The organism is Actinomadura sp. NAK00032, from assembly GCF_013364275.1.
In the GTDB taxonomy this organism is placed as follows: Bacteria; Actinomycetota; Actinomycetes; order Streptosporangiales; family Streptosporangiaceae; genus Spirillospora.
Genome location: NZ_CP054932.1, coordinates 4308415 through 4320294, shown reverse-complemented (window position 1 = coordinate 4320294; position 11880 = coordinate 4308415). Strand labels below are relative to the sequence as shown.

At 73.3% G+C, this 11880-nt stretch carries 13 protein-coding genes; 6 read left to right on the top strand and 7 right to left on the bottom strand.

Going from position 1 to position 11880, the window contains the following annotated elements; translation table 11 throughout:
- Positions 1-54 precede the first annotated feature (54 nt).
- A complete protein-coding gene (locus HUT06_RS20055) occupies positions 55-447 on the top strand; it encodes a PaaI family thioesterase (protein WP_176197139.1) in 393 nt (130 codons plus the stop codon).
- 25 nt (positions 448-472) lie between these two features.
- Here the strand turns inward: HUT06_RS20055 and HUT06_RS20050 are convergent, their stop codons facing one another.
- Both HUT06_RS20050 and thyX read right to left on the bottom strand, forming a co-directional pair.
- A complete protein-coding gene (locus HUT06_RS20050) occupies positions 473-1195 on the bottom strand; it encodes a dienelactone hydrolase family protein (protein WP_176197138.1) in 723 nt (240 codons plus the stop codon).
- A gap of 66 nt (positions 1196-1261) precedes the next feature.
- On the bottom strand, positions 1262-2059 hold the full coding sequence (gene thyX / locus HUT06_RS20045) for an FAD-dependent thymidylate synthase (protein ID WP_176197137.1): 798 nt from the start codon (positions 2057-2059) through the stop codon (positions 1262-1264).
- 123 nt (positions 2060-2182) lie between these two features.
- On the opposite strand from thyX, the gene HUT06_RS20040 reads away from it, so the two are divergent.
- Positions 2183-3427 carry a DUF1266 domain-containing protein gene (locus tag HUT06_RS20040; protein ID WP_176197136.1) on the top strand — a complete coding sequence of 415 codons (1245 nt, stop codon included), beginning with the start codon at positions 2183-2185 and terminating at the stop codon, positions 3425-3427.
- A gap of 10 nt (positions 3428-3437) precedes the next feature.
- Here HUT06_RS20040 and add read toward each other — a convergent pair whose 3' ends face one another.
- The gene (gene add, locus HUT06_RS20035) at positions 3438-4466 is read right to left on the bottom strand and encodes an adenosine deaminase (RefSeq protein WP_217711354.1); all 1029 of its coding nucleotides are present in this window, start codon (positions 4464-4466) and stop codon (positions 3438-3440) included.
- Positions 4467-4587: 121 nt separating this feature from the next.
- Here add and HUT06_RS20030 point away from each other — a divergent pair, with 121 nt between their 5' ends.
- Positions 4588-5556: a YafY family protein gene (locus tag HUT06_RS20030; RefSeq protein WP_176197135.1), complete on the top strand. Its 969-nt coding sequence runs from the start codon at positions 4588-4590 to the stop codon at positions 5554-5556.
- Here the strand turns inward: HUT06_RS20030 and HUT06_RS20025 are convergent.
- The 4 genes from HUT06_RS20025 to HUT06_RS20010 all read right to left on the bottom strand — a co-directional run bounded on the left by HUT06_RS20025 (position 5553) and on the right by HUT06_RS20010 (position 9452).
- Positions 5553-5957 carry a ChaB family protein gene (locus HUT06_RS20025; protein ID WP_176197134.1) on the bottom strand — a complete coding sequence of 135 codons (405 nt, stop codon included), beginning with the start codon at positions 5955-5957 and terminating at the stop codon, positions 5553-5555. The genes HUT06_RS20030 and HUT06_RS20025 overlap by 4 nt on opposite strands.
- A 97-nt stretch (positions 5958-6054) precedes the next feature.
- A complete protein-coding gene (locus HUT06_RS20020) occupies positions 6055-6972 on the bottom strand; it encodes an SDR family oxidoreductase (protein WP_176197133.1) in 918 nt (305 codons plus the stop codon).
- A 69-nt stretch (positions 6973-7041) separates the two neighbouring features.
- Positions 7042-7188: a GPGG-motif small membrane protein gene (locus HUT06_RS20015; protein WP_165959128.1), complete on the bottom strand. Its 147-nt coding sequence runs from the start codon at positions 7186-7188 to the stop codon at positions 7042-7044.
- A 95-nt stretch (positions 7189-7283) separates the two neighbouring features.
- On the bottom strand, positions 7284-9452 hold the full coding sequence (locus HUT06_RS20010) for an anthranilate synthase component I (protein ID WP_176197132.1): 2169 nt from the start codon (positions 9450-9452) through the stop codon (positions 7284-7286).
- Between the two features lie 201 nt (positions 9453-9653).
- Between HUT06_RS20010 and HUT06_RS20005 the strand changes: the two genes are divergently transcribed.
- The 3 genes from HUT06_RS20005 to mctP all read left to right on the top strand — a co-directional run bounded on the left by HUT06_RS20005 (position 9654) and on the right by mctP (position 11861).
- Positions 9654-9809 carry a VOC family protein gene (locus tag HUT06_RS20005; RefSeq protein WP_254715285.1) on the top strand — a complete coding sequence of 52 codons (156 nt, stop codon included), beginning with the start codon at positions 9654-9656 and terminating at the stop codon, positions 9807-9809.
- A gap of 192 nt (positions 9810-10001) precedes the next feature.
- The gene (locus tag HUT06_RS20000) at positions 10002-10247 is read left to right on the top strand and encodes a DUF3311 domain-containing protein (protein ID WP_176197131.1); all 246 of its coding nucleotides are present in this window, start codon (positions 10002-10004) and stop codon (positions 10245-10247) included.
- Positions 10248-10250: 3 nt separating this feature from the next.
- Positions 10251-11861, top strand: a complete 1611-nt coding sequence (mctP, locus tag HUT06_RS19995) for a monocarboxylate uptake permease MctP (RefSeq protein WP_176197130.1) — start codon at positions 10251-10253, stop codon at positions 11859-11861.
- Positions 11862-11880 lie beyond the last annotated feature (19 nt).

Genomic DNA, 11880 nt, shown 5'->3' with positions numbered 1-11880 from the left:
CGCCGCGACGGCCCGGGACCAGGGTGGACCCGACACGCTCACCGAGGAGGCCCCATGACCCCTGACCAGCTGACCGACGCCATGCCCTTCGCCCGCGCTCTGGGCGTGCGCATCGACACCGCCGGGCCCGAGGAGGTCACCGGCCGGCTGGACTGGGCCCCCGAACGCTGCACCGCCGGCGGCGTCATGCACGGCGGCGCCCTCATGGCGCTCGCCGACACCCTGGGCGCCGCCTGCGCGTTCCTGAACCTGCCGCCGGACACCTCCACGACGACGCTGGAGTCCAAGACGAACTTCTTCCGCGGGGTCAGGGAGGGCCGCGTCACGGGCGTCGCGCGCCCGCTGCACGCCGGGCGCACGTCGATCGTCGTCCAGACCGACCTCCACGACGGCACCGGCCGCCGCGTCGCCCAGGTGACCCAGACCCAGGCCGTCCTGCGCCCCTGACCGCCGGCTCGGCCGCCCGGCGCCTTTACGTTGTAGATTTTTTAGTGAGGTACTCGCCGAAGAAGGCGAAGATCCGCTCCCACCCGTCGGCGGCGTTCTCCCGCCCCCTGCCGAGTCCGAAGACGATCTTCGCGACCGGGCCGAGCGGCGCGGGCGGGGCGAACCCGGTGAGGAAGGAGTGCCCGGTGCCCGGGTACTCCTTCACGTCGTGCGGGACGCCGGCGCTCATCAGGGCGCGCTCCAGCTTCCCCGCCGCGCCGCGCAGCGTCGGGTCGGCGGCGCCGTAGCTGCCGACGACCGGGCACGCGCCGCGCAGCGACTCCGCCGGCCGGCGCGGCAGGATGCCGTAGTTCGCGGCGGCGGCCTTGAAGTCGTACTTCGCGGCCGCCACCAGCGCGAACCCGCCGCCCATGCAGAACCCGCACACGCCGACGTCGCCGGTGCAGTCGTCCCGCCCGGCGAGCCACGCCCGGGACGCCTCGATGGCGTCGTAGGTGGGCCCGCGCTGCGCGCGCATGTCGCGCATCGCCTTGCCGACGCACCGCACCCACGGCGCCCCGTTGTAGAGGTCCGGCAGGACGGCCAGGTACCCCCGCGCGGCGAACCGGTCGGCCTGGGCGCGCATGTCCGCGTTGGCGCCCATCGCCTCGAAGACGATGACGACGCCCGGCCAGGGCCCCTCCCCCTCGGGAACGGCGAGGTACCCCGGCACCTCCCGCGCACCCGCGGGAATCATGATGTCAGACATACCGTCCAATAATGCCGCAGCGTCCGCCGCGCGCCTAGACCCGGCCTCAGCGGCCCCTGGGCGGAGTCAGACCTTCCGCCACTCGGGGATCCACGAGCCGTCCTCGACGACGTAGTCGCCGAACAGGTCCGGGGCCTCCGCGCGCATCACCTCGCCGATCTTGCCGAACAGCAGCCGGATCTCCTCCTCGGCGCCCGGCGCGGTGCGGTTCTCCAGGGTGTGCCGCAGGGTGCGGACGTTGGCCGTCCAGACCAGGCCGGTGCCGACGCCCTCGGGGGCGAAGCGGCGCATGAACGAGGTCTTGTGCTTCTTCTCCTTGAACGGCACGCCCTCGTCGTCGAGGCCGAAGTGCCCGGCCATCCAGCCCTGGAACTCCTCCATCTGCTCCAGCATCGCCGTGGCGCGCTTCATCAGCTCGGGGTCCTCGCGGGCCCACTCGGGGAACCAGAACGGGATGTCCTGGAGCCGGACGAACCGGAGCGACTCCTGCGAGATCGCCACGCCGGGGCGGTGCCGGACGAGCTCGTGGGTCAGCACGCGGCTCACGTTGTGCAGGACGAAGCTGAAGCTGACGTGCTCCAGCACCGAGCCGTGCAGGCTGCGCAGAATGTTCTGCAGGTACTGGCCCGAATCGGTGCGGATCTTGGTCACGTTGGGGTTGAGGCCCGGCTCCCAGGAGCGGTAGCAGAGCCGGCCCGCGAACTCGGCGAGGTTCTGCGGGTCGTTCAGCTCCGCGTCGAGGTCGCCGCGGTCGAGCCGCTCCAGCCAGCTCTCGCCGCCCACGTCCCGCAGGTACCGGGCGACCTCGTCGTAGTCCAGTTCGGGCTTCGCGACGAGGAACACCTCGGGCTCGACGCTCTTCACTCTCGTATCCCCCCACCGGTCGTTTGCATCGCCTCTTAGGAAACCACCCCGCCGGTGCCGCCGCGACCTGGGACGGCCCCTCCGCGACGGCCGGGACCGGTACGGTTCGGGGCGGAGGGTTTGATGATGGTTCAGGGGGATCCCGGCGCTCTGCTGGAGCGCGCGCGCAAGTTCGAGCGGCAGGGGCGGGCCGGGGAGGCCGCGGCCGCGTTCGCGGAGGCCGCCGGGGCGATGGAGGCGCGCGGCGACTGGCCGGCCGCGGCGGCGGTGCGGGCGCGGTACGCGCGGGCCCTCGCCGCGGCGGGCGACGTGGCGAAGGCGCAGCGCGTCGTCGACACGCTGGACCGGGGCGCCGCGTCGCTGCCGGCGGAGGTGCGGGCGGGGCTGGACGCGCAGGCCGCGCACGTCCTCGCGGCCGCGGGGCGGACCGGCGAGGCGGCGCGGCGGGCCTGGGCCGCGATGTCGGCGTTCGGGGCGCTGCACGACGCGAAGCGGTCCGGCGCCGCCGGCGTGCACGCGGCCCGGCTGATCCTCAAGGACGCCGGGCCCCGGGACGCGCTGCGGCCCCTGCGCGAACTGCTCGCGCAGATGCCGCCGGGCGGCGACGGCCACCGGCAGGTCGCCGCGCTGCTCGCCGACGCCGAGCGGCGGCCCGACCGCGACCACGACGTCCTCGTCACCGACCCGGACAGCGCGCCGTGGGGGCGGCTCGCGGCGGCGCTCGCCGTCGGCGCGCACCTGGCCGTCGGGAACGGGACCGCCTGGAACGCCCTGCGCGGCCAGCCCGGCGACAAGGAGCTGCTCGAACGCGACTGGGGCGTCACCGACGCCGACGGCTGGCGCGAGCAGATGGACGGGCTGCTCGACGCCCGCAACAGCGACCCGGCGATCCAGATGGTGCTCGACCAGCGCGGCCGGGGCACCGGGGAGCGGGAGTGGCGCGCCGCGATCACCGCCTGGTGCCGCGAGCGCGACATCGCGGAGGAGACCGTCCGGGAGGTCGTCGAGCTGGCGGGCACGGTCCTGCGGTACGAGGCGCGGTTCCGCGCGGACGGCCTGCTCCCGCCCGACGGGCGGGTCGAGAGCGTGTACGGCTACGACTTCGGCCGCGCGGTGAACATGGCCCGCTGGGGCCTGGCCGCCGGGTACTGCGACGCCGACGAGGCGGAGAAGCGCGTCCTCACCGCCGGGCACCGGGCCCACCAGGTCTACCCGTCGTGGGGGTCGTTCTCCGCCGGGTACGTCCTCGGCCGGATGCTGCGGTTCGACGAGGGCGAGTTCGGCGAGTGGTACGACCGCTCCCTCGCCGGCCACCGCGTCCTCGCCGAGGACCCCGGCAGCCCGTGGCGGCGCATGGCCTGGGGCTAGCGCCCGGCGGTCACAGCAGGGCGTCGATGTCGTCGGTGATCGCCTTGCGGTCGGCCGCGCCGAGCGAGGAGGCGGCGACCGCGTTGCGGGCCAGCGCCGCCAGGTCGGCGGGCCCCAGCCCGAACACCTCGGCGGCGACGCGGTACTCGCCGGTCAGGGTCGTGTCGAACATCGGCGGGTCGTCGCTGTTCAGCGTGACGAACAGGCCCTCCTCCAGCATCCGCGGCATGGGGTGGGCGGCCAGGTCGGCGACCTGGCCCGTGCGGAGGTTGGAGGTGGGGCACACCTCCAGCGGCAGCTGCGTCTCGCGCAGGTGGGCGATGAGGCGCGGGTCCCGCACGCAGCTGGTGCCGTGGCCGATGCGCTCGGCGCCGAGGCCCTCGATCGCCTCCCAGATCGTCTCCGGGCCGGTCATCTCGCCGGCGTGCGGGAGGCTGCGCAGCCCGGCGTTGCGGGCGGCGGCGAACGCGTCGCGGAACGCGTCCCGGTGCGGGGTGCGCATCTGCTCGATGCCGCCGATCCCGAACCCGACGAGCGCCTCCGGCGGGTGGGAGAGCGCGTGCTCCAGGGTGCCGCGGGCGCCGTCGGCGCCGAACTCGCCGGGGATGTCGAAGATGTAGGCGACGCGGACGCCGAGCCTCTCGCGGGCCTCGCGGACGGCGTGGTCGAGGGCCTCGGTCACCGCGGGCATCGGCATCCCGGCCCGCTGGTGGGTGTAGGGCGTGACGGTCAGCTCGACGTAGCGGACGTTCTGCGCGGCGAGGTCGCGGGCGACGCCGAAGACGAGCGTGCCGACGTCCTCCGGGGTGCGCACGAGGCCGGACACCGCCTCGTACACCTCGGCGAAGTGCGGGAAGTCGCGGAACTCGTAGAAGGCGCGCAGCTCGCGCTCGTCCGCGGGAACGGTCCCGTCCGGGTGGCGGCGGGCGAGTTCGAGGACGGTGGGGACCGAGGCGGAGCCGACCAGGTGGACGTGCAGCTCGACCTTCGGCAGGGCGTCGATGAACGCCTCGATGGAGGTGGTCTCGGTGGAAGTCACGCGGCGAAGCTAACAGCGACCGCGCCCCGTCCGACAGGCGAAGACGGTGAACCTGCCGGAAAATTGTCAGGAACGCCGTCCCGGGCCGCCGGCGGGGTCCGCGGTGCGGCAGGATGGGCGCGTGCGCGCGGCCCGGCTGATCTCGACGGTGCTCCTCCTGCAGTCGCGGGAGGCGATGACGGCGGGCGAGCTGGCGCGCGAGCTGGAGGTGTCGGAGCGCACCGTCTACCGGGACATTGAGGCCCTGTCGGCGGCCGGGGTCCCGGTCTACGCCGACCAGGGGCGCGGCGGCGGGTACCGGCTCGTCGGCGGGTACCGGACGCGGCTGACCGGCCTCACCCGCGAGGAGGCCGAGGCGCTGTTCCTGTCCGGGCTGCCCGGTCCGGCCGGGGACATGGGCCGCGGCGGCGCGCTGGCGGCCGCCGAGCTGAAGGTCCTCGCGGCGCTGCCCGCCGCGCTGCGGGACGCGCCCGCGCGGGCGAGCCGGCGGTTCCTGCTGGACGCGCCCGGCTGGTTCGGCGAGTCCGGCCCGCCGCCGCTGCTGCGCGAGCTGGCCCGCGCGGTGTGGCAGGACGAGACCGTCGAGCTGCGCTACCGCCGCAGGGGCGCCGAGGTCGTGCGCACGGCCGACCCGTACGCGCTCGTCCTGAAGAACGGCACCTGGTACCTGGTCGCGCGGGTCGGCGACGGGTACCGCACGTACCGGGTCGACCGCGTCACCGCCGTCCGGGGGGACGGCGCGGTCTTCGAGCGGGACGAGGAGTTCGACCTCGCCGCGCACTGGCGCGGCGCGGCGGTGGAGTTCGTCCGCTCGATGCTGCGCGAGGAGGCTACCGTGCGGCTCTCCCCCGCCGGGATGCGGCTGCTGCGGTACGCGGTGGAGCCGCACGCGGCCCGCCGCGCGGCGGAGGCGGCCGGCGAGCCCGACGCGCGGGGCTGGGTGGTGACGACGCTGCCGGTCGAGTCGGCGGAGATCGCGGCGTCGGAGCTGCTGCGGCTCGGCCCGGAGGCCGAGGTCCTCGCGCCGCCGGAGCTGCGGGAGCGGATGGCCTCCAGCGCCGCGCGGCTGGCGCGGCTGTACGGCGCCTAGTCCTGCTTGCGCGCGATCGCCGCGGCCAGCTGCTCCTTGCTCATCGTCGAGCGGCCCTGGACGTCGAGGCCGGCGGCGCGGTCGTACAGCTCCTTCTTGGTGCTGCCCTCGACGTCCACGCCGCCGAAGCTCCTGCCCTTGCCGCGGCGGGCGTCGGGGTTCTTGGCCCGCGGGTCCGACGGCCCCTTGCGGCCCTTCGGCTCCCAGTGGTCGCCGCGCTTCTCGAACTTGTGCTTGAGCGCGGAGTAGGCGGTGCGGTGCGCCCGCTGCCCCTCCCCGTAGGTCTCGACCGCGGAGTCGTGGGCCTTGGCGAAGGTCTCCTGGGCCTCCCGGGGAGAGCGCTGGAGCGTGCCGGGAAGCTCCTGCTTCCGGGGCTTGCCGCTCTTGTCGGTCATCGGCATGGCTCCTCCTTTCTCCTCTTCACGCCATAACCGGACAGATCTTCCTCAAACAGCCCCGGGGACGTCCCCGGGGGCCGTTCGAGGACGAGGGCGAGGCTCAGCGGTAGCCGGTGACGTCGGCGGGACGCCCCGCGTCCACGACCTCGGTGATGTAGCGCCACGCGTCGGGGCGGCTGCCGTCGGCGTCGGTGAAGCCGTAGACCCGCGCGAGCCCCCCGCTGGTGAGCGACCGCCCGTTCCAGCGGGCCCGGTCGGGGTCGGCGGCCAGCGCCGCGACGGCGCGGCCCACCAGGGCGGGCGACTCGGCGATGGCGAAGTGCGGGTTCTTGGCGGCGCCGTCGCGCCAGGTCTCCTCGGTGACGCCGAAGTGCTCCAGCATCGCCTCCGAGCGCAGCCATCCGGGCGTGAGCGCGACGGCCGCCGCCCCGTACGGCGCGATCTCCTCGGCCTGGGCGAGGGCCATCCGCAGCACGGCGGACTTGGCGATGTCGTAGAAGTAGCCGCACTCCCGGCGGTACTTCGCGTTGTACTCGGCGGTGCCGTCGGTCACCTCGACGACCAGCCCGCCCGGCTCGCGGATCAGCAGCGGGAGGGCGTGGTGGCTGGTGACGGCGTGGGTGTCGATCGCCAGCCGGAACATCCGCAGGCCGTCCTCCAGGGACTGCTCCCACATCCGCTTGCCGAACTGGAAGAGGTGGTCCGACCCCCAGATGTCGTTGACCAGGACGTCCAGCCGGCCCCGCTCGGCGTCGATGCGGCGCACGAGCGCGGCGACCTGCGCCGGGTCGAGGTGGTCGACGCGGACGGCGATGCCCTCGCCGCCCGCGTCCGTCACCCGTTGCGCGGTCTCCTCGATGGTCTCGGGGCGGTCCATCTCCGACCGCCCGGAGCGGGTCGTCCGCCCCGTCACGTAGACGGTCGCGCCCGCGGCGCCGAGCTCGGTGGCGATGCCCCGGCCCGCGCCGCGCGTCCCGCCCGCGACCAGTGCGGTCTTTCCTGTCAGTGCACGGCTCATGGAGACGATGCTGGCAGGCGAACCTGACACCTGACGTCAGGTTTCCGGGCGGGCCGTGCGGTTTTTCGGTCAGGTGAAGATGCTCACGCCGCCGGGGCCGACGAGGAGCCCGACCACGATGAGGACGATGCCCCACAGGAGGTCGCGGCGGGCGAGGATCACATAGATGCCGGCGATCACCAGGATCACCGCGATGAGCCACAGGATTGTCATCATGGCTTCCGGCGTCCCCCGAGAGAACGCCAAGAAACGGCAATCCCGTTTCGGATGACCGAATTTTCCGTTTTGTACGGGGAAGAGGATGGCGCCCCTCAGTCGTCGGGACGGCTGAGCCGGAGCACGTTGGCGACGATCCGGTGCCCGGCTCCGCCCGCCGCGGTGAGGATCGACTCCGGGTGGAACTGGACCGCCCAGCGCCGCCGCGGCGCGTCCTCGATCGCCATCACCACGTCCCCGGTCAGCGCCGTCACCTGGAACCCCTTCACCCGGTCGGGCGTCGCGTGCAGCGAGTGGTAGCGGGCGGCGGTGAACTCGTCCGGCAGCCCCTCGAACAGCCCGCCGCCGGTGACCTTCACCTGGCCGGGCTTGCCGTGGGACGGCTCGGGCAGCAGCGCCAGCTCCCCGCCCGCGTGCTCCACCATGGCCTGGAGGCCGAGGCAGACGCCGAAGACCGGCAGCTCCCGCTCGGCCAGGGCGTCCAGCAGCGCGCGGGTGCCGAAGTCCTCCGGGCGGCCGGGGCCGGGCGACAGCACGACGAGGTCGGGGGCGTACTCGTCCAGCATCCGCGGCGGGAACCCGTGCCGCAGCGTGACCACGCCCGCGCCCTGCTGGCGGAAGTAGTCGGCGAGCGTGTTGACGAACGAGTCCTCGTGGTCGACGAGCAGCACCGTGAGCCCGTCCCCGGGCAGGGCCGCGAGCGGCGCCTCCTCCGGCGCGCCGTCCTCGGCGCCGTCCTCGACCGCGGCGAGCGCGCCGAGCAGCGCGCTGGCCTTGAGGTGGGTCTCGCGCTCCTCCTCGTCGGGGTCCGAGTCGTACAGCAGCGTCGCCCCCGCGCGGACGGTGGCGACGCCGTCGCGAATCTGCGCGGTCCGCAGGGTCAGGCCCGTGTTCATCGACCCGTCGAAGCCGACGCAGCCGACCGCGCCGCCGTACCAGCGGCGCGGCGACTCCTCGTGGTCCTCGATGAACTGCATCGCCCACGCCTTCGGCGCGCCGGTGACGGTGACCGCCCACATGTGGGTGAGGAACGCGTCCAGCGCGTCGAAGCCGGGCCGCAGCCGGCCCTCGATGTGGTCGACGGTGTGGATCAGCCGGGAGTACATCTCGATCTGCCGGCGGCCGAGGACGCGGACGCTGCCGGGCACGCAGACCCGCGACTTGTCGTTGCGGTCGACGTCGGTGCACATGGTCAGCTCGGACTCGTCCTTCGCCGACGCCAGGATCGCGCGGATCTGCTCGGCGTCCTCCAGCGCGTCGCCGCCGCGCTTGATCGTCCCGGCGATCGGGCAGGTCTCGACGCGGTCGCCCGACACCCGGACGAACATCTCCGGCGACGCGCCGACCAGGTACTCGCCGTCGCCCAGGTTGAACAGGAACTCGTACGGGGCCGGGTTGGTCTCGCGCAGCCGCTCGAAGAACGCGGCGGGCGCGTCGCACCGAGCGTACATCGCATGGCCCGGCGTCACCTCGAACAGGTCGCCGCGGACGAACTTCTCCTTGGCCTCCCGCACCATCCGCGCGTACACGCCGGGGACGGGCTGCGCCGGCAGCTCCGCGGCGCGCGGCCGGACGGGCGTCGGCTCGGTGGCCCGCGCCAGCCCCGCCGTGCTCTCGCCGCCGACCTCGAACTCGTAGGAGATCCGGTGCGAGGTCTCGCGCTTGCGGTCCACGACGACCATCTCGTCGGCCAGGTGCAGGACGAGGTCGCGCTGGTCGTCCGGCCGCTCCAGCCGGGTGCGCAGCGGCTCGAACTGCAGCGACAGGTCGTAGCCGAACGCGCCGTACAGCCCGAGGTGCGGGTCGGCGCAGCCGAACAGGCCGACGACGGCGCGCAGGGCGGTGAAGACGGTCGGCTGGCGGCTGCGCTCCTCCTCGGGGAAGAACTCCTCGCCGGGCGGGACGAAGACCTCGAACAGGTCCGCCCCGTCCGCGCGGACCTCGCCGGTGCCGCGCAGGACGGCGGCCACGGCGGGCAGGACGATCCGCCCGCGCTCGTTGAGGGCGCGCACGGCGACCGCCCGCCCGCGCGCGACGATCTCCAGGCAGGGGTCGGCGTAGGCCATGTGCCAGCGGCTGTAGCGGCCCGGGTACTCCATGCCGGAGCTGAGCACGCCGCCGCGCCGCTCCCCCACGGCGCGGACGAGGGCGTTCAGCACATCGGACTTGCGCTCGGAGTCGACCGGGACGGCGGTACGGGTCACCCGTACGCCCCCGGCCGTGACGAACTCGCTGGTCAGCGGCTGCTGTGAGACGGTCTCCACCGCGGTGGCCCCTCATGTCGGGCCCCCACCGGACGGCGCCCACGAAAAAACGACCGCCGGTGAGGGCGGTCGCCTGGTCTGAGCATGCAGGAACCGGCGCCGCCTCAGCGGCGCCACCACCACCGGGCGGCTGCGGTTCGCATGCGGCGAGGTTACCACGGACCCCGGCCGCAAGGGCTCGCTTACCTCCAGAGCGGCGTCGTGACCAGGAAGAACACCGAGTTCGAGCTGCGCAGGGTCGACCGCCTGGCGCTGGTGTGGAGCGACATGGAGCGGACGGTGGACTTCTCCGAGGGTGTGCTCGGCATGCCGCTGATCAAGACGCTGTCGGCGGCCGGGTCGGACCGGACCGTCTGACCACCCCCTGACATCGGGTCGGACATGTCCTGACCTGCCCTCCCGCGTACTGGAACGATCCATCCAAGTCGTGCCGTGACCGATATCACACCGTGATCGTCGGATGTGTACTCTCGCCCGGCTGCTCCACCGGGACGGCCCTCCGCGATCCGGACGGCCGCTCCCGCGACGCACGACGAGGAGGACTCCCCCTTGACTCCCGACACCCCCGAGGAACCGGCCTCGGCGACCCCGCCACCGCAGACCCGCTCGGACCGCAGCGCCTGGAACTGGCTGCTGGTGGTCCCGGTCGTGGTCCCGCTGCTGACGTTCCTGTTCAACAGCGACTCCCCGCGGCTCGCCGGCTTCCCCGCCTTCTACTGGATCCAGCTCGCCTTCATCCCGCTCGGCGTGGCCTGCACGGTCGTCGTCTACCGGCTGACCAGGAAGCGGGGCTGACCGATGGCGAGCGACCACATCACCGAGATCGTCGTCTTCACCGTGCTCTTCCTGCTGGTCAGCGGGATGGGCTTCGTCGCCGCCCGGTGGCGGCGGCCGGACAGCATGCACAGCCTGGACGAGTGGGGCCTCGGCGGCCGCAGCTTCGGCAGCTGGATCACCTGGTTCCTGATCGGCGGCGACCTCTACACCGCCTACACCTTCGTCGCCGTCCCCGCCCTGGTGTTCGGCGCGGGCGCCGCGGGCTTCTTCGCGGTCCCGTACACGATCATCGTCTACCCGCTGGTGTTCCTGTTCCTGATCCGGCTCTGGTCGGTGTCGCACGTGCACGGCTTCGTGACCCCGGCCGACTTCGTCCGGGCCCGGTCCGGCTCGCCGACGCTGGCGCTGCTGGTGGCGGTCACCGGGATCGTCGCCACGATGCCCTACATCGCGCTGCAGCTCGTCGGCATCGAGGCCGTGCTGAAGGCCATGGGCGTGAACGGCCACTGGCCGCTCATCATCGCGTTCGTGATCCTCGCGGCCTACACCTACCAGTCCGGGCTGCGGGCGCCCGCGCTCATCGCGTTCGTCAAGGACGTGCTGATCTACCTGGTCATCATCGTCGCGGTGCTGTACATCCCGGCGAAGCTCGGCGGCTGGGGCGACATCTTCGACTCGGCGAAGGCCAAGTTCGACGCGACGCCCGCGCCCGGCGACGGCATCACGATCGCCGGCAGCGGCCAGCTGAACTACGCGATGCTCGCGCTCGGGTCGGCGATGGCGCTGTTCCTCTACCCGCACAGCGTGACGGGCGTGCTGGCGAGCCGGAACCGCAACGTGATCAAGCGGAACATGGCCGCGCTGCCCGCCTACAGCTTCGTGCTGGGCCTGATCGCGCTGCTCGGCTACATGGCGATCGCGGCGGACGTGAAGCCGATCACCACCGACGGCAAGCCGGACGGCAACACCGCCGTCCCGGTGCTGTTCGACCACATGTTCCCGGACTGGTTCGCCGGGGTGGCGTTCGCCGCCGTCGGCATCGGCGCGCTGGTCCCGGCGGCGATCATGTCGATCGCCGCGGCGAACCTGTTCACCCGCAACATCTACAAGGAGTACATCCGGCGGGACGCCACCCCGAAGCAGGAGGCCACGGTCAGCAAGGTGGTCTCGCTGCTGGTCAAGGCCGGCGCGGTGGCGTGCATCCTCGCGCTGGACCCGCAGTTCTCCATCGACCTGCAGCTCATCGGCGGCGTGATCATCCTGCAGACGCTGCCGTCGGTCGGGCTCGGGCTGATGACCCGCTGGTTCCACCGCGGCGCGCTGATCGCGGGCTGGGCCGGCGGCATGCTCGCCGGGCTGTGGATGCTGTACCAGATCCCGAACCCGGCGAAGGGCAAGGAGCACTTCGGCGGTTCGGCCTACCCGCTCAGCGACCTCGGCCTGGACACCAACACGACGATCTACGCCGGCGTGCTGGCGCTCGTCGTCAACGTCGCGGTCGCGGCGGTCGGCACGCTGGTGTGCCGGGCGGCCAAGCTGGCGGACGGCGCGGACGCGACCCGCGCGCACGACTACTTCGCCGACGAGGGCGACCCGAAGGTCAAGGAGCTCGACCTCACCGGGACGACCTGACCGGCCGTCCCCGGGCACG

Bases quoted from the DNA above. Each gene is read 5' to 3' on its own strand.
- HUT06_RS20055 (WP_176197139.1), top strand. From the start codon at position 55: ATGACCCCTGACCAGCTGACCGACGCCATGCCCTTCGCCCGCGCTCTG.
- HUT06_RS20050 (WP_176197138.1), bottom strand. From the start codon at position 1,195: ATGTCTGACATCATGATTCCCGCGGGTGCGCGGGAGGTGCCGGGGTAC.
- HUT06_RS20040 (WP_176197136.1), top strand. From the start codon at position 2,183: ATGATGGTTCAGGGGGATCCCGGCGCTCTGCTGGAGCGCGCGCGCAAG.
- HUT06_RS20025 (WP_176197134.1), bottom strand. From the start codon at position 5,957: ATGCCGATGACCGACAAGAGCGGCAAGCCCCGGAAGCAGGAGCTTCCC.
- HUT06_RS20020 (WP_176197133.1), bottom strand. From the start codon at position 6,972: ATGAGCCGTGCACTGACAGGAAAGACCGCACTGGTCGCGGGCGGGACG.
- HUT06_RS20015 (WP_165959128.1), bottom strand. From the start codon at position 7,188: ATGATGACAATCCTGTGGCTCATCGCGGTGATCCTGGTGATCGCCGGC.
- mctP (WP_176197130.1), top strand. From the start codon at position 10,251: ATGGCGAGCGACCACATCACCGAGATCGTCGTCTTCACCGTGCTCTTC.